The organism is Maribacter litopenaei (assembly GCF_025244665.1).
In the GTDB taxonomy this organism is placed as follows: domain Bacteria; phylum Bacteroidota; class Bacteroidia; order Flavobacteriales; family Flavobacteriaceae; genus Maribacter; species Maribacter litopenaei.
Genome location: NZ_CP104205.1, coordinates 513,459 through 530,950 on the forward strand (window position 1 = coordinate 513,459; position 17,492 = coordinate 530,950).

A 17,492-nucleotide genomic window follows, 5' to 3' on the forward strand; every position below is an offset into this window, starting at 1 on the left:
AATAAAACACTATGTCTAAATTTGCAAAGAAAAAGGATGGAGAAGTGCCAGCAGTATCAACTGCATCACTCCCTGACATTGTATTTATGCTTTTGTTCTTCTTTATGACGGTAACTGTTATGAAGGATAGTACACTTAAGGTGGAAAATGTATTGCCTAACGCCAATGAAGTTAAAAAACTTGAAAAAAAGGACAGGGTAATATATATCTATGTTGGTAAGCCAACACGGGAATATGAAAAGGTGTATGGAACTGAGCCGCAAATACAATTAAATGATAAGTTTGCCAAGCCATCTGAGGTTGGTGACTATATTTTAATGGAAAGGGCTAAAAAGCCACAGGAATTACAGAACGTATTAACTACTGCTTTAAAAGTCGATAAGAACGCCAGTATGGGACTTATTTCGGATATTAAGCAAGAGTTGCGTAAGGTAAACGCATTGAAAGTAAACTATACTACATATGAAGGTGACGCATTTAGAAACCTTCAATAAATTGTAATTTTTCAAACTTTTTAAAGCGCTTCAAAATTATTTGAAGCGCTTTTTATTTGATTAATTTAGAGTTATGAGGTCAATTGTATTTGTGCTTTCTTTTGTATGTTTTTTTGACTGTATTGCTCAAGAAATTATATCCGAGGATAGGTCGGTTAAATCGCGTTATTTTGAAGATCAGTTTTATCTTGGAATTACCTATAATTTTATAAGGAACAAACCGGATGACTTAAAGCAAAGAAACTTGTCCTACGGATTAATGGGGGGAATAATAAAGGATATTCCCATAAATAGGAGTGGTACAAAGGCCTTGGGTATTGGATTGGGTTTTGCATTAAATACCTATTATTCCAATTTGGTGGTTAGGGAACTTCCTAGTGGATTTTCTTACGACATTGGGAGTATCGGTCCAAGTTTCAAAAGAAGCAAGGTAGAGACCCACGGGATTGAAATTCCTTTAGAGTTTAGATGGAGAAATTCAACACCTTCCGATTATAGATTTTGGAGAATATATGCGGGAATGAAATTTTCCTATGTTGTTGGTGCTAGGTCTAAACTGGTTACATCTGATTATAAGGACGGATTTTTTAATACAGACATTGATAATTTCCAATATGGTCTCTACATTTAATATCGGCTATAATACCTTTAATGTCCATATATACTATTCCCTTACCGATATATTTAGCGATAAGGCCATTTTGAATAATGAAACTATAGGTTTTAAGCCGTTGAGGGTTGGATTAATATTCTATATCCTATAGCCAAAATTTAACGGTGAGGAGCTGGGATAGTAGTCCGATAAAAAGACCTATAATAATCTCAAGTTTTGAGTGAGCCTTTAGATACAACCTTGCCGAAACAATTATGCCGGTAATAAGGGTCAACAGCCCAATGGCTATCACAATATTTATCTCAAAATGTATGCTAAGATTTATGAGGTACATTAAGACTCCAGCAATACCAACGGCATGCAAACTTGTTTTAAAATTAAAATAGAGAAGGAACAGGCATGCAAAAGCAGCCCCTATAAGCCCCACAAAGTAAAAATAAAGTTCAGGGATATAGTTGTTTGGGATTACCTTGATGAGTATTAATCCGAGTAGGATAATGTGAATAAGCAAAGGATATTTTCTTTCAGAGACCGAGTTTAAAAAAACCGTGTTCGCAACGCCCAAGTTTTTTAGTATTAAGAAGGCAATTATGGGGATAATGACAGTAAGAATAAAAATAGGAAGGATATTTCCACTTTGTAATTCTAGAGGACTGTACTTTGGTGTCGTTAAGAAATATGCAACCGTCCCAGCAATAGGTATTAAAATGGGATGGAAAATATAGGATATTGTCTGAAAGAATAACCTCATTAGATTTCCTTTCTCAATCTCGCCACTGGAATATCCATTTGTTCACGATATTTTGCCACGGTTCTTCGGGCAATAGGATATCCCTTTTCCTTTAAAATGGCAGCAAGCTTATCATCCGTTAGCGGTTTTCTTTTTTCTTCATTCTTGATGACCGTTTCCAAAATCTTTTTGATTTCCTTAGTGGATACATCTTCCCCTTGATCGTTTTTCATGGATTCGGAAAAGTATTCCTTTATTAATTTTGTGCCATAAGGAGTATCCACATATTTGCTATTGGCCACCCTTGAAACGGTACTTACGTCCATGTCGATTTCATCTGCAATATCCTTTAAAATCATGGGTCGCAAGTTGCGCTCGTCCCCTGTTAAAAAATATTCCTTTTGATATTGCATGATGGCGTTCATAGTAATAAACAACGTCTGTTGGCGCTGTCTTATAGCATCTATAAACCACTTTGCGGCATCCAGCTTCTGCTTAATAAAGAGAACTGTGTCCTTTTGGGATTTGGTTTTGTCCTTGGACTCCTTGTAACCTTTTAACATATTGCTGTACTCCTTGGATACATGCAACTCAGGGGCATTGCGACCGTTGAGGCTCAGTTCCAACTCCCCCTCCACAATCCTAATGGAAAAATCCGGCACTACATGTTCAATAATTCTATTGTTGCCGGAGTAAGAACCACCTGGTTTGGGGTTCAATTTTTCTATTTCGGAAATGGCGTCCTTCAATTCTTCTTCAGTTACATTATGCTTCTGAATGAGCTTTTTATAATGTTTTTTTGTGAACTGTTCGAACGACTTTTTTAGAATGGATATAGCCAATTCTATGCTTGGGGTAATTTCCTTTCGCTCTAATTGAATGATAAGACACTCCTCCAAAGATCTTGCGGCAACCCCGGGTGGATCTAATTCTTGAACGATGGACAAAACCTTTTTTATAGTTTCCTCATCAGTGTAAACATTCTGCGTAAAGGCCAAATCATCCAAAATATCGGAAATGGGTCTTCTTATATAGCCACTTTCATCCACACTGCCGACCAAAAATTCCGCAATTGCCCATTCCTCGTCATTAAGATATACCGTGTTTAGCTGATTTATTAGATATTGATTAAAAGTGGTTCCGGCAGCATAAGGGACACTTTTCTCATCATCGTCCGCACTATAGTTATTGGCTTGTGTTCTATAATCCGGTACTTCATCGTCGCTTAAATAATCATCAATATTGATATCGTCAGCGGCAATGGTCTCGCTATCGGATTCATTGTCATATATATCCTCGTAGTCTTCCGAAGTGTTATCTAAGTCTTCCTTACCACTTTCCAATGCAGGGTTTTCCTCAAGCTCCTGTTTTAAACGTTGTTCAAACGCTTGCGTAGGAAGCTGAATCAACTTCATCAACTGAATCTGTTGAGGAGACAACTTACGGGAAAGTTTAAATTGTAAGTGCTGTTTTAACATCCTTTCGTACTACTTCTATAAAAATAACGAAATACCCTTAAAATTCGGCATTTTGAGGGGTTCTAGGAAAAGGGATTACATCCCTAATGTTACCCATTCCAGTGGCGAACAAAACAAGACGTTCAAAACCCAAACCAAATCCACTGTGAACTGCTGTGCCGAATTTACGTAAATCCAAGTACCACCAAAGTTCTTCTTCAGGAATATCCAAGGCTGCCATTTTCTCCTTGAGAACATCCAAGCGCTCCTCTCTTTGAGAACCTCCAACAATTTCACCTATTCCAGGGAAAAGAATATCCATGGCCCTAACGGTCTTTCCATCTTCATTTAAACGCATATAAAAGGCCTTTATTTTTGCCGGATAATCAAATAGGATTACCGGACAATTAAAATGCTTTTCCACCAAATATCGTTCATGTTCGCTTTGTAGGTCGGCACCCCATTCATCAATCAGATATTGGAATTTTTTCTTTTTGTTCGGTTTGCTATTTCTCAGAATATCTATGGCCTCAGTGTAAGACACACGTTTGAAGTTGTTGTCCGTAATGAATTTCAATTTTTCAATTAAAGCCATTTCACTTCTTTCTGCTTGTGGTTTGGTTTTCTCCTCATCAAGAAGACGATTTTCAAGAAATAGTAGGTCTTCCTCGCAGTTCTCAAGAATGTACTTAAGTACATTTTTAATGAAGTCTTCGGCCAGATCCATGTTTGCATCCAAATCATAGAAAGCCATTTCAGGTTCGATCATCCAAAACTCGGCCAAATGTCTTGAGGTGTTCGAATTTTCGGCTCTAAATGTAGGGCCAAAAGTATACACCTTGCCCAGGGCCATGGCGTATGCCTCAGCCTCCAATTGCCCTGAAACCGTTAAATTGGTTTCCTTTCCAAAAAAATCCTCCTTAAAATTAACTTCACCGTCCTCTTTTAAGGGCGGGTTCTTTTCGTCCAAGGTGGTAACCCGAAACATTTCACCTGCACCTTCGGCATCAGAACCGGTAATAATAGGGGCGTGAAAATAATAAAATCCATTATCCCTTAAATACTGGTGAATGGCAAATGCCAGTGCAGAACGAACTCGCATCACCGCTGAAAAAGTATTTGTCCTCACCCTTAAATGTGCCTTTTCCCGTAGAAACTCCAAAGAGTGCTTTTTGGGCTGAATGGGATATACCTCAGGGTCTGCCCCCCCGTGAACAAAAATATCACTTACCTGTATTTCTACGCTCTGCCCTTTTCCTTGGCTTTCTACCAAAGTTCCCGTTATTCTTAGGGCGGCTCCTGTATTTATCTGTCTTAAAATGGCATCATCGAACTTCTCAAAATCTACCACACATTGGATGTTATTAAGGGAGGAACCATCATTTAGGGCAATAAATCTATTGCTTCTAAAAGTTCGTACCCATCCGTTTACAGTTACTTCCTGTAATAATTTTTTTCCTGTAAATAGTTCTTTGATGCTTACTGAGCGCATTATAAATCGATTGAAAATTAAAAAGTCAAAGATAGGTTTTTGGCCTAAAAGAATAAATGAATCTCTAGTGGTTTTAAGCGATACTTAATCGTTTTCCTCGTCTTGGGGAAGGATGTCTATTTGAGGTTCCTTCAATGTTTTCTTATTGGCGATACTTTTCTCCAGCGATAGCAATAAAGAAGGTAATAAAATCAAATTGGCCAACATGGCAAATAACAATGTTGCCGAAACAAGGGCACCTAAAGCCACAGTACCACCAAAATTTGAGATAATAAACACCGAAAATCCAAAAAATAGAACGATGGACGTGTAGAACATACTAACCCCGGTTTCCCTCAATGCTGCATACACCGATTTCTTAATTTGCCATTTTTTGGATTCCAATTCTTGTCGATACTTCGCAAGGAAATGGATGGTGTCGTCCACAGAAATACCGAAGGCTATGCTGAAAACCAATATTGTGGAAGGTTTTATTGGTACTCCAATGAATCCCATAATACCGGCAGTTATAATTAAGGGCAATAAATTGGGTATTAGGGAAATTACGATCATTCTAAAAGACCTGAATAAATATGCCATAAACAGGGCAATCAATCCAATGGCCAAAGCTAGAGACATAACCAAATTTTTGACAAGGTATTTTGTCCCTTTTAGAAATAATAAGGCACTCCCTGTCATGTATACTGAGTATCGCTCCTCGGGAAAGATTTTATTTATATTTTCCAATAAACGTTCCTCAATGCGTTCCATGCGACTTGTTTCAACATCGCGCATATACGTGGTCATTCTTGCGACTTGACCGGTACTGTCTACGAAACTTTCTAGCAGGTTACTTTCATCCGATGACTTTCGCGCAACATCCATGATGAAAGTGTTTTCTTGGCTTGTGGGTAACTGGTAGTATTTTGGGATACCGTTATAAAAAGCCTGTTTTGAATATTTAACCAAATTCACTACCGATAGGGAAGGGGATAATTCGGGTATTTCCTCAATTACATCTCCCAATTGGTCCATTCTTTTCAAAGTGGCCGGTTTCATGACGCCTTTAGGGTTTTTTGTGTCCACTACTATTTCCACTGGCATTATTCCGTCAAACTCGTTCTCAAAAAAACGAATATCCTTAAAAAATTCTGCCTTCTTCGGCATATCTTCTATGGGACTTCCGGATATATCAATTTGATAAATACCGATAATACTGACTACCAAGAGGCCTATGGAAACGATATAAACAGTAATTCTTTTGTTTCGTACAATATTCTCCATCCAACTCACAAAGGCATCTATCCATTTTTTGTTCAGGTGTTTTAAGTGTCTTGTTTTTGGGAGTGACAGAAAACTGTAAATGATTGGTATGATCATTAGTGATAGGATAAAAATCCCTATAATATTGATAGAGGCCACGATACCGAACTCTTTAAGCAGCTTGCTATCCGTAATTATAAAAGTGGCAAAACCAGATGCGGTTGTAATATTGGTCATCAATGTGGCATTTCCAATCTTGGAAATTACACGTTGAAGGGATAAAGCTTGGTTCCCATGTTTTTTGACCTCTTGCTGATATTTGTTGATGAGAAATATACAGTTTGGAATACCTATTACGATAATCAAGGGTGGTATTAATGCGGTAAGCACCGTAATTTCATATTGCAGCAGTCCAAGAACTCCAAAAGCCCACATTACCCCAATAATAACTACGCACATAGATATAAAAGTGGCTCTGAAACTTCTAAAGAAAAAGAAGAATATTAAGGAAGTTACACCTAAGGCCGCAAGAATGAATTTTCCAATTTCATCGATGATGTTTTGCGAGTTCATGGTTCGTACGTAGGGCATCCCGAAATGTGCACGTCTAGATGGGTGTCTTCCTCAAACCTCTCTATTAAATGACCAAGGTCCTTCAATATGAAATCTTTTCGTACACTGGTATTTACGATATCCTTGTCCAAATACATTACCGTTCTAATGGTGCCAGATTCTTTGTTGTAAATCAGATTTTCGTAGAAAGGAAGCTCGTTGAATAGGTGTCTCGGTGATACTATCTACCTGCGACTTAGATTCCGGAGTTTCTTTGATTAGTGGTCGCATCACAAATTTTTGCTCCGGGGTATCCTTAACAAGTTCTTGCAAATTATCAGTAGAAAGTACAAAGTCAACCTCCGGGAAAGCGCCAAGTTGTTTGCTCAATTTGTTCCAACGGTTAAAATTTTCCGGAGTAAACAGTGCAGAATCTCTAATGGCAAATACTACTGCGTTACCTTCCTCCCCAAACTGGCTTAAAAATTCTTGGTACTCTAGATTAACAGGATGGTCGTCCGGTAAAAGATTGGCCTGTGAATTGGAAAAGCGCATATTTTCCCATTGCATGGCAAGGAATATGGTAATTCCCGCAACCACACATAAAATAAGTATTCTGTTCCTTAGTATTATTCCGGCCGTTTTGGGCCAAAATCCTTTGGTAAGTTTAGCAACCATACTTGTTTTTAGGAGATTGCAAAGGTAACTAATGTGGTTAATTGTACCTAAAAAGTAGTTGAAGAATATATAGGACAAAAAAAGAGCAGTCTTATTGGACTGCTCAATATATTTTTGAAAAAAATTAATTTAGACCTTCATTATCTCAGCTTCCTTGGCGCTAAGGAAATCATCTATTTTCTTTACATATTTGTCCGTAAGATCTTGTACGTCTGCGGTGGCATTGCTCTCTAAATCTTCTGATACCTCTAAATCCTTGATTTCTTTATTGGCATCCTGTCCGGCACTTCTAACACCTACCTTGGCGTGTTCAGCCTCCGCTTTGGCCTGTTTGGTCAATTGGACTCTACGTTCCTCCGTCAATGGTGGTACGTTGATAATGATCAAATCGCCATTATTCATTGGATTAAAACCTAGGTTGGCATTCATGATGGCCTTTTCAATTTCGGGGAGCATTCCTTTTTCCCAAGGCTGAACGGAAATAGTTCTACCATCGGGAGTATTGATATTCGCTACTTGGGAAAGTGGTGTTTGGGATCCATAATACTCCACGAGTACGGATGAGAGCATGGCAGGACTGGCCTTGCCGGCCCTAATTTTAATAAATACCCTTTCTAAATGTGAAACAGCAGCGTCCATACTTTCTTTGGCGGAGTCTAAAACAAATTGTATTTCTTCGTTCATATCAAAATTTTGTATTCAAAAGCATTTATTATACCAAAATCACATGTTTACGGTAGTTCCTACCGCTTCGCCATCCACAATCTTTAAAAGATTCCCTTTTTTGTTCATATCAAAAACAACGATAGGAAGTTCGTTTTCCTGGCTTAAGGTGAATGCCGTGGTATCCATAACCTTAAGACCTTTTTGAAGAACATCCTTAAAGGAAATGGTTTCAAATTTGGTGGCATTTTTATCTTTTTCCGGATCGGAGGTGTAAATTCCATCTACCCTAGTTCCCTTAAGGATTACATCGGCCTCTATTTCAATGGCCCTTAAAACTGCAGCTGAGTCCGTTGTAAAGTATGGGTTTCCCGTTCCTCCGCCAAAAATCACGACCCTTCCTTTTTCCAAATGGCGCATGGCTCTTCTTCGGATAAAAGGTTCCGCCACTTCATTGATTTTAATGGCAGATTGTAATCGGGTTTGAACATCCTTCATTTCAAGGGCACTTTGTAGTGCCAATCCATTAATTACAGTGGCCAACATACCCATATGGTCGCCTTGAACCCTGTCCATGCCTGTGGCAGCACCGGATAAACCTCTAAAAATGTTGCCCCCACCAATTACAATAGCAACTTCGATACCTTTATCTACGACCTTTTTAATCTCTTCGGCATATTCATCCAACCTTTTAGGGTCTATCCCGTACTGTTTTTCGCCCATTAGGGCTTCACCGCTAAGTTTTAAAAGTATCCTTTTGTATCGCATCGTTTGATTTATTTCAAGGCAAAAATAATGAAAAATTTCAATGGTGAACAAAGCCAAATCCGTAGGGCCAAAACATAATTATTTACTAATTCATACTACTTTCATCTGTATTTTTGATATCCTTGCAGGATGCATATTTTAAAACTGGATTTGTAATTTTCCTTAATGAGACTTAACATGAAAAAGACATTTTTATATTTAATGACCGCTGTGCTTCTATATGGTTGCGGGGCTGGGAAAGGTTTGATTTCTATAGATAATGCGCCGATTCAAGTTGCCATGGATTTGGTCAATGTTACTAACGATCAGGTTAAAGTGAATATGAATCCAGGGGCCTTCACCGTAGACCAAATATCGTTTAGAATTCCTAAGACTGTTCCCGGTACGTATAGTAGTGATGATTATGGAAAATATATAGACGGGTTTGTGGCTTACGACTACTCCGGCAATCCCATGGAAGTTTCTAAGTTGGATGTTAATTCGTGGAGTATTTCCAATGCAACCAAATTGGACAGAATCTCTTATCTAGTTAACGACACTTATGATACGGAGAATGAGGTAGGTGATGCTGTATTTTCACCTGCCGGAACGAATATCAAGGAGGGGTCTAACTACATGCTCAATCTTCATGGGTTTGTCGGATATTTTGATGGATATAAGGAAATACCGTATCGTTTGACGATTGAAAAACCAGCGGGGTTTGAAGGGGCTACCTCATTATCCCGAATAAATTTGGAGGAGGTAGACAACGTTGATGTATTTATGGCAAATAGATATTTTGAGATTATAGACAACCCTATATTTTATACCAAGCCGGATAAGGAAACTTTTAAGGTGGGTGGCATTGAGGTCACTTTAAGTGTGTTTTCTCCCAATGGCGCATATCATGCAAGTGATTTAAGAGAGCGAATGGAAAAAATGATGGGGGCTCAAAAGGCATTTTTAGGGGATGTAGATGCCACACAGAAATATAATATTTTATTGTATTTATCCACCATGGAGGATACCGATGCTAGGGGATTTGGGGCTTTGGAACACCATACATCTACAGTGGTTGTTTTACCGGAGGCGATGCCCAAGGAAAGACTGGAACAGGCCATGGTAGATGTGGTCTCCCATGAGTTTTTTCATATTGTAACACCTTTGACCGTTCATTCCAATGAGATACATTACTTTGACTATAATGATCCGAAAATGTCCGAACACTTGTGGATGTATGAGGGTACCACAGAATATTTTGCCAATTTGTTTCAGGTGCATGAAGGCTTGATTGACGAAGCGGAGTTTTACGAGCGCATAAGAAAGAAGATAAATAACGCTAAAGCATATGATGACAATATGTCCTTTACTGCAATGAGTAAAAACATATTGGAGGCGCCTTATGAGAGCAATTATGCCAATGTATATGAAAAGGGAGCCTTGATTAACATGGTGCTGGATATTTTGATTAGGGAAAAAAGCGATGGAGAAAAGGGGGTTCTTTGGTTAATGAAGGAACTTTCGAAAAAGTATGGAGTGGATTCTCCTTTTGAGGACGACCAATTGATTGATGAAATTGTTGCTCTTACTTATCCTGAGGTGCGGGATTTTTTTAATGAACATGTTATTGGCGATAATCCAATAGATTACAACATATATCTTGAGAAAATGGGTTTGACCATGAATAAGGTTGAAGAGCAAACTGGGTATTTTTTACAAGGTGAGGTTCCTTTTATTGATGTAGATCAATCCAATGACAATGCGATATTTGTAAGAAGGGGTATTAACTTGAATTCCTTTTTAACCGGGTTGGGTGTACAAGGTGGTGATATTATCAAAAGCATCAATGGTACGGCCATTACTTTGGATACAATGCGGCCCATTATTGGTCAAAGTTTTGGTTGGAGTCTAGAAACAAACATTAAAATGGAGTTGGAAAGGGATGGCGAGGTCATTGCTGTTGAAGGCCCGGTAGGAACTCCTACTGTCATTGTTAATAAAATTGTACCAATGGAAGAAGCCTCTTTTGAAGTAAAGGAACTTAGAAATGATTGGCTGAAAAATTAATAAGATGGTTAATGGGAATAAAAAATGCCGGGTGTTGTCCCCGGCATTTTTTATTTACTTATAGTTCAACCTTGGATTTAACCTAAAGCAACCCTTTTAAATCCTGTTACTTCAAGGTTTGCGTCCACAGATTTAACATACTGTGCAACACTTTGTTTGTTGTCCTTGATGAAATCTTGGTTTACCAAAGTATTGTCCTTAAAGAACCTGTTCAACTTACCTTTAGCAATATTATCCAACATAGCTTCCGGCTTACCTTCTTGACGAAGCTGATCTTTGGCTATTTCAATTTCTTTGTCTATGATAGACTGGTCAACACCTTCTTGGTTCAATGCTACTGGATTCATTGCAGCAGCCTGCATGGCCACATCTTTTGCAGCAACATCAGCACCTTCAACCGCAGCGGAAAGACCTGTTAAAACGGCAATTTTGTTGCCGGCATGGATATAGGAACCTACGAAAGGGGCGCTTAATTTTTCAAACCCTCCTATTTCGATTTTTTCACCAATAACACCAGTTTGCTCAGTCAATTTATCCTGTACTGTCATTCCTTTAAAGTCCGCAGCTAACAAAGCATCTTTGGTGTCATAGTTCAATGCCAATTCTGCCAATTCATTGGCCAATGTCACAAAAGAGTCGTTTTTCGCCACGAAGTCGGTTTCACAATTTAAGGAAATGATAACGCCATTTGTATTGTCATCATTTACTTTGGCTATTGCGGCACCTTCGGAGGAATCCCTATCGGCTCTTTTCGCTGCAACTTTTTGCCCCTTCTTGCGAAGAATTTCGATTGCTTTTTCGAAATCACCATCGGCTTCAACCAAGGCATTTTTGCAATCCATCATCCCGGCTCCGGTAGTCTGTCTTAATTTATTTACTTCTGCGGCTGTAATCTTTGCCATTTTGTATGTTTTTTGTTCCCTGGGTAGGGAGGTTTAAATATCAATTAATCTAAAAGGTATTCTTATTCAACACCGCCTTTAACGCTGTCCTGCCATTCTTTAAGCTCGTCCCATTTGCCATCAGCGGCCATTTGGGCTTGCTTAGGCCAAGAGGTTGGGTCTAGGTGGGCCATTCTTGAACTTGCCTCAGTTAAAATCTCTTTCATTTCATCGGCATCTGCTTTAGCAACTTTTGCAAAAGTGTCCAATCCAGCATTGGAAAGTGCTTCAGCTGCTTTTGATCCTACGCCCTCAATTTTGGTAAGATCATCAGCTTCGGCCTTTTTGTCCTCTTTCACTGCTTCCTTGGTAGCTTCAACGTCAACGGTAACATTAGGAACTTTATCAACTACTGGAGTTGGTTTTGTATCAACTTTGTCCGGAGTAGGCTCCAAATTTTCCTTTGGTGCCTTATCTTTCTTCTTAGGACTTTTTTCTTTCTTACCTTCTGAACCTTCCGCTTTTTCTGATTTACGCTCTGCAAGACCTTCAGCAACGGCTTCAGTTACCTGTGCCATTATGATTTCAATGGATTTTGAGGCGTCATCGTTTGATGGAATTACAAAATCAACGTCTCTTGGGTCGGAGTTGGTATCGACCATAGCAAAAATTGGAATATTCAATTTTTGAGCTTCCTTAACGGCAATGTGCTCCCTCATTGTATCAACGATAAATAGGGCACCTGGTAAACGAGTCATTTCAGAAATAGAACCTAAGTTCTTCTCCAATTTTGCTCTTAAACGATCAACTTGTAAGCGCTCTTTTTTGGATAGGGTGTTGAATGTACCATCTTTCTTCATCCTGTCAATGGAAGCCATTTTTTTAACGGCTTTACGGATGGTTACAAAGTTTGTCAACATGCCACCTGGCCATCTTTCAGTAATGTAAGGCATATTTACATTGGCTGCCTTCTCGGCTACGATATCCTTTGCTTGCTTTTTGGTAGCAACAAAAAGAATTTTTCTTCCCGATGCAGCAATTTTAGCCAAAGCTTCATTAGCCTCGTCTAATTTTGCAACTGTTTTGTAAAGATTGATTACGTGAATACCATTGCGCTCCATGTAGATGTAGGGAGCCATGTTTGGATTCCACTTTCCGGTTAGGTGGCCAAAATGCACACCTGCTTCTAATAATTGTTTTACTTCGACTTTCGCCATTTTAAATTTAGTTTACGTTCTTTTGAAATAGCAATGATAAAGTGGTATCCTAATCAAGGAAGCCTTCATCATTTAGATGCTAAACTAATCTACCTTTATCTTAAAAGTGAATAAAGGATTTTTAAGTGTCCGGAATGTCGGACTTTCAATGAACTTGTTAATAAATATACCGGACTTGTACCGGCATGCAATAAATATAAGTAAGCATCCGTCGAAGGACGGATGCTTTGAAAATTCGTTTGATTAACGCTTGGAGAACTGGAACTTCTTACGGGCCTTCTTCTGACCGAATTTCTTACGTTCAACCATTCTAGGATCCCTTGTCAACAAGCCTTCGGTTTAAGGGTAGCCCTATTTTCGCTATCTACTTCGCACATGGCCCTAGATATAGCAAGTCTTATGGCTTCTGCCTGTCCTGTGATACCACCACCGTAAACATTTACCCTAACATCATAATTATCAGTAGTATCGGTAAGTGTAAAAGGTTGTTTTACTTTATACTGCAAGGTGGCAGTAGGGAAATAATCGTTTAATTCTTTGTTGTTAACAGTAATAGCTCCATTTCCTTGGGAAAGGTAAACTCCGGCAACAGCAGTTTTTCTTCTTCCTATTTTGTGAATTACTTCCATTATTTAATGTCTTTTAAATTTACTGCAGTAGGCTTTTGAGCTTCTTGGCCATGTTCGGATCCAGCATACACCTTAAGATTTCTAAAAAGGTCGGCACCCAATTTATTTTTTGGAAGCATTCCCTTAACCGCTTTCTCAATGATCGAAGCAGGGTTTTTATCCAATAATTCTTTGGCACTGGTAAAACGTTGTCCACCTGGATAGCCAGTGTACCTCTGATACGTTTTGTCTGCCCATTTGTTGCCGCTTAAGCTAATTTTTTCAGCATTGATGACTACAACATTGTCACCGCAATCAACATGTGGAGTAAAACTTGGTTTATGCTTTCCTCTCAATAAATTAGCCACTTTAGAAGATAAACGGCCTAACGTTTCTCCTTCGGCATCTACCAACAACCATGCTTTGTTCACCGTCGCTTTGTTGGCGGATATGGTTTTATAACTTAATGTATCCACTGCTACTGTTTTTAACTATTATTCTATTCAATCCCGTGAAATGGGCTGCAAATGTACAACTATAAAGTTGAATTGCAAACAGTTGTTTCTGATTATTTTTAGATTTTTTTTTCATTTCAATTCTTGGGCAAAAATATGGGAATAAGTGTAAAGTTGAAAGAATGTTAAAAAAAGGATAAAAGAGGGACTATCATGTAACACCCTCTATATTTTTAGGTCATTCAATCAAATCAACGACCAATCATGATAATCCGTTTAATATGGATGTCAATACTCCTTTTGACATCAATCACCCTTTATTCCCGAATGATTCCACACAAATTGAAAAGCGAACCTATACCACGAAAATGTTGCCTCAGGGTGATGGTTTGGAAATAGACGGGCTATTGAATGAAAAGGCGTGGGATGTAGTGCCATGGGATGGTAATTTTACGGTTTTCGACCCAAATAATGGTGAAACCCCCAGTCAGCCTACAAAATTTAAGATTACATACGATTCAAAATTCCTCTATGTAGGTGTTCGGTGTTATGATAGTATACCCTCTAAAATTGAACGGCGATTGGCCGAAGGGACAATTTTGCTGGTGATTGGATAGAAATAAACATTGATAGTTATAATGATAAACGTACTGGCTTTTCCTTTAATGTTTCCGCTGCGGGCGTAAAAGGGGATGAGTTCATCTCCCAAAACGGAAATAATTGGGATTCCAGTTGGAACCCTATTTGGTACACCGCTACCAATATTGACGATGAAGGTTGAACCGCTGAAATGAAGATTCCGTTCAGTCAGCTGAAATTTGGAAAACAAGAAGAGCAGGTTTGGGGACTTCAACTAAATAGAAGGTTTTTTAGGGCTGAGGAAAGGTCGCTTTGGCAACCTATGTTAAGGGGCGCCCCAGGGTGGGTCAGTGAATTTGGAACATTAAGGGGGTTATTGAATATTCAGCCCCAAAAACAATTGGAAATTCAGCCTTTTGTGGTGAACCAACTGGATACCTATCCATCTGAGGCCGGTAATCCTTTTAGGGATGGAAGTGATTTTAGGTTCAATGGTGGATTGGATGCCAAGATTGGTATTACCAATGACTTGACTTTGGACCTTACCGTAAACCCTGATTTTGGACAGGTGGATGCCGATCCTGGTGCCATTGCATTGGACGGATTCCAAATTTTCTTTGAGGAAAGGCGGCCCTTCTTTATAGAGAACAAGAATATTTTCGATTATGAATTTGCTGACGGTAATGACAATTTATTCTATAGCAGAAGAATAGGTAGGAGCCCTCAGGGTTTTGTAGTGGATGCCGATGCGGAATTTATTGACCAGCCCAAGAACTCAACCATTCGGGAGCTGCCAAATTTTTCGGAAAAACCAAGGACGGATGGTCTCTTGGTCTTTTAGAAAGTGTTACGGGAAATATGTACGCAGAGGTCTTGGACACTTTGGGTAATAATAGCAGAGAGCTTGTGGAACCATTGACCAACTATTTGGTGGGTAGGGTACAAAAGGATTTTAACGAAAGGAACTCCTATGTGGGAGGGATCTTTACGGCAACCAATAGAAATTTGCCGAGATAATTTATCCTTTTTAAGAAAGGACGCATATTCCGGTGGTCTTGACTTCAGACATAATTGGAAGGACAGGAGATACTACATTGAGGGAAATTTTGTGGGTAGTCATATTAATGGAAGTGAGGAAGCCATAGAAAATACCCAAAGAAGCATTACGCATCTCTTTCAGCGAGTGGATGCCGATCATGTTGCAGTAGATACTAGCAGAACTTCCCTTACGGGAACAGGTGGAAAGTTGGAAGCGGGGAAAGCCGGAGGAGGCAATTGGAGGTATAATGGTGGAGTCATTTGGCGTTCCCCTGAATTGGAATTGAACGATGTGGGTTTTCTGCGTCAGGCCGATGAGATAAAACAGTATGCCAGACTAAGAAGGTTGTTCTTGAAACCAACGGGTCTTTACAGAACGGCACAATTGGGATTGGAACAGTTTTCTACCTACGACTTCCAAGGCAATTACAATAGGATACAATACGAATTTCAAGGCTTCATTAATTACAAGAATAATTGGTGGACCGAAGCAGGGGCGGCTCATAAACCTAGGATATTCTCTAATACCGTCTTGAGGGGAGGTCCTAGATGGCAGTGATTCGAAGAAAATTTTTGGTATTTGTTCTTTGGTTCGGACAGGAGAAAGAAATTCAATTTTACCTTGGGCTATGTCAACAGTCAGGCAGCTGAGGATAATTTTTCGCTCATAAGGTATGTCTTCCGCTGTAATTACCAACCTTTTGATGCGTTTAGTCTCTCGGTAGTGTCTGAATACGAGGAGAGTCCCAATAAGACGCAATATGTGACCGAAACCTCGTTTAATGGTACTCCAAGATACATTACCGCTAATATCGATCAGCGAACATTCAATACGGCCATTCGTTTTAATTATAGCTTAAACCCCAACCTTTCCATACAATATTACGGGGAGCCATTTATTTCAAGGGGCACCTACACCGACTTCAATTATGTAAACAATTCGATTGCCGAAAAACTTGAGGATAGGGTTACCTTATTTTCGGAAAATCAAATTTCAAGATCGAATGCGTCGGGTTCCTACTTAATAGATGAAAATCTCAATGGTAATACCGATTATGAAATTGCCGATCCCGATTTTTCATTTGTCCAGTTTCGATCCAATTTGGTAATGCGATGGGAGTACATTCCCGGATCCGAAATCTTTTTGGTTTGGTCTCAGGGCGTTGTCGGTTTTGGAGACCCTACGGAAACCTTGGGAAGAAATCCGGATAACCAGATTCGGGACAGAAGAAGGATAATACCTTTCTCATAAAAGCCACATATCGCTTTATCCTATAAATACTGTTTAGGCGAAAAAGCATTTATGGTATAGGGAAATATAATTCCAAAAGAGGCGTTTTATATCTGAAAGATAAATGTGCTTAAAAATGAAAAAGAATATTTTCCCAATCTTACTTATGGCTTCCTTGATGTTTTCCTGTAGTTCTGATAAAGGAAGTGGTTCAGAAATTGACGCTACCGTAAATATAGTAGGGACTTGGGATGCCACCGAGCTGCGTATTGATGAAGCTACCGCCAGTGACAATGCCATTTTTGCCGAGAGAAGCCCTTGCATACTTAACAGACCAAAACTGTATTATTATAACCCTACAATTTAATGCCGACTTAACAGCGACGGCCACAAATTCAACGGAATACCTAGAAATTGATACAACATCAGGTTTCAATATTCCCTGTCCTACAACTTTTGAAACAGAGTCAAGTACATACACATATGAAAATAATATAGTAAGTTTTGTAAACGTGAATGATGAGGTTGTAGAAGTAGATGTGACCATTGATGGGGATATAATGTTGGTCGATGCGGCAGACCTCCAAATACCGGAGTTCAATGAGAGTGGACAGTTGGTCTTTCAGCGTAGATAAAAAAATCTCATTAATAGTAAAACCTTCAATGCATAATTGAAGGTTTTTTTGTTCATGGATGTAATACTTTTAATTAAATGATTTTTTAACATTATAAATATTCATACTATAGT

General features: G+C 39.0%; 14 protein-coding genes and 4 pseudogenes. 8 read left to right on the forward strand and 10 right to left on the reverse strand.

Annotated features, from left to right (window positions below; all coding sequences use genetic code 11):
• The first annotated feature begins 11 nt into the window (after window positions 1–11).
• A complete protein-coding gene (locus NYZ99_RS02690) occupies window positions 12–494 on the forward strand; it encodes an ExbD/TolR family protein (RefSeq protein WP_260573401.1) in 483 nt (160 codons plus the stop codon).
• A 73-nt stretch (window positions 495–567) separates the two neighbouring features.
• Complete coding sequence (locus NYZ99_RS02695; RefSeq protein WP_260573403.1) at window positions 568–1,125, forward strand: porin family protein; 558 nt, start codon at window positions 568–570, stop codon at window positions 1,123–1,125.
• 127 nt (window positions 1,126–1,252) lie between these two features.
• Here the strand turns inward: NYZ99_RS02695 and NYZ99_RS02700 are convergent, their stop codons facing one another.
• From NYZ99_RS02700 to pyrH, 6 genes and pseudogenes are all read right to left on the reverse strand, one after another.
• On the reverse strand, window positions 1,253–1,858 hold the full coding sequence (locus tag NYZ99_RS02700; RefSeq protein ID WP_260573405.1) for a hypothetical protein: 606 nt from the start codon (window positions 1,856–1,858) through the stop codon (window positions 1,253–1,255).
• A complete protein-coding gene (rpoN, locus tag NYZ99_RS02705) occupies window positions 1,858–3,315 on the reverse strand; it encodes an RNA polymerase factor sigma-54 (RefSeq protein WP_260573406.1) in 1,458 nt (485 codons plus the stop codon). The genes NYZ99_RS02700 and rpoN overlap by 1 nt, the downstream gene beginning before the upstream one ends.
• Before the next feature lie 37 nt (window positions 3,316–3,352).
• The gene (gene asnS / locus NYZ99_RS02710) at window positions 3,353–4,786 is read right to left on the reverse strand and encodes an asparagine--tRNA ligase (protein WP_260573413.1); all 1,434 of its coding nucleotides are present in this window, start codon (window positions 4,784–4,786) and stop codon (window positions 3,353–3,355) included.
• Window positions 4,787–4,870: 84 nt separating this feature from the next.
• Window positions 4,871–7,258, reverse strand: a pseudogene (locus NYZ99_RS02715) (efflux RND transporter permease subunit).
• A gap of 129 nt (window positions 7,259–7,387) precedes the next feature.
• Window positions 7,388–7,942: a ribosome recycling factor gene (frr, locus tag NYZ99_RS02720; protein ID WP_260573414.1), complete on the reverse strand. Its 555-nt coding sequence runs from the start codon at window positions 7,940–7,942 to the stop codon at window positions 7,388–7,390.
• Between the two features lie 39 nt (window positions 7,943–7,981).
• A complete protein-coding gene (gene pyrH / locus NYZ99_RS02725) occupies window positions 7,982–8,689 on the reverse strand; it encodes a UMP kinase (RefSeq protein WP_260573415.1) in 708 nt (235 codons plus the stop codon).
• 177 nt (window positions 8,690–8,866) lie between these two features.
• On the opposite strand from pyrH, the gene NYZ99_RS02730 reads away from it, so the two are divergent.
• Window positions 8,867–10,735 (forward strand): M61 family metallopeptidase, encoded by a 1,869-nt coding sequence (locus tag NYZ99_RS02730; protein WP_260573416.1) that lies wholly within the window; start codon window positions 8,867–8,869, stop codon window positions 10,733–10,735.
• A gap of 77 nt (window positions 10,736–10,812) precedes the next feature.
• Here NYZ99_RS02730 and tsf read toward each other — a convergent pair whose 3' ends face one another.
• The 4 genes and pseudogenes from tsf to rplM form a co-directional block, all read right to left on the reverse strand.
• Window positions 10,813–11,637 (reverse strand): translation elongation factor Ts, encoded by an 825-nt coding sequence (gene tsf / locus NYZ99_RS02735; RefSeq protein WP_260573417.1) that lies wholly within the window; start codon window positions 11,635–11,637, stop codon window positions 10,813–10,815.
• A 62-nt stretch (window positions 11,638–11,699) separates the two neighbouring features.
• The gene (gene rpsB / locus NYZ99_RS02740; protein WP_260573422.1) at window positions 11,700–12,833 is read right to left on the reverse strand and encodes a 30S ribosomal protein S2; all 1,134 of its coding nucleotides are present in this window, start codon (window positions 12,831–12,833) and stop codon (window positions 11,700–11,702) included.
• Window positions 12,834–13,076: 243 nt separating this feature from the next.
• Window positions 13,077–13,462 (reverse strand): annotated as a pseudogene (rpsI, locus tag NYZ99_RS02745) (30S ribosomal protein S9).
• Window positions 13,462–13,917: a 50S ribosomal protein L13 gene (gene rplM, locus NYZ99_RS02750; RefSeq protein ID WP_260573423.1), complete on the reverse strand. Its 456-nt coding sequence runs from the start codon at window positions 13,915–13,917 to the stop codon at window positions 13,462–13,464. The pseudogene rpsI and the gene rplM overlap by 1 nt, the downstream one beginning before the upstream one ends.
• 260 nt (window positions 13,918–14,177) lie before the next feature.
• On the opposite strand from rplM, the gene NYZ99_RS21080 reads away from it, so the two are divergent.
• From NYZ99_RS21080 to NYZ99_RS02760, 5 genes and pseudogenes are all read left to right on the forward strand, one after another.
• Window positions 14,178–14,513 carry a DOMON domain-containing protein gene (locus tag NYZ99_RS21080; RefSeq protein WP_338039257.1) on the forward strand — a complete coding sequence of 112 codons (336 nt, stop codon included), beginning with the start codon at window positions 14,178–14,180 and terminating at the stop codon, window positions 14,511–14,513.
• 173 nt (window positions 14,514–14,686) lie between these two features.
• Entirely contained in the window at window positions 14,687–15,316 is a 630-nt protein-coding gene (locus NYZ99_RS21085) for a DUF5916 domain-containing protein (RefSeq protein ID WP_338039258.1), read from the forward strand.
• 5 nt (window positions 15,317–15,321) lie between these two features.
• A pseudogene (locus NYZ99_RS21090) lies at window positions 15,322–15,492 on the forward strand (hypothetical protein); the annotation flags it as partial.
• Window positions 15,446–16,765: pseudogene (locus NYZ99_RS21095) on the forward strand (DUF5916 domain-containing protein). The pseudogenes NYZ99_RS21090 and NYZ99_RS21095, both read left to right, overlap by 47 nt.
• A 251-nt stretch (window positions 16,766–17,016) precedes the next feature.
• Window positions 17,017–17,379, forward strand: coding sequence for a hypothetical protein (locus NYZ99_RS02760; RefSeq protein ID WP_260573428.1), 363 nt, complete (start codon window positions 17,017–17,019; stop codon window positions 17,377–17,379).
• Window positions 17,380–17,492 lie beyond the last annotated feature (113 nt).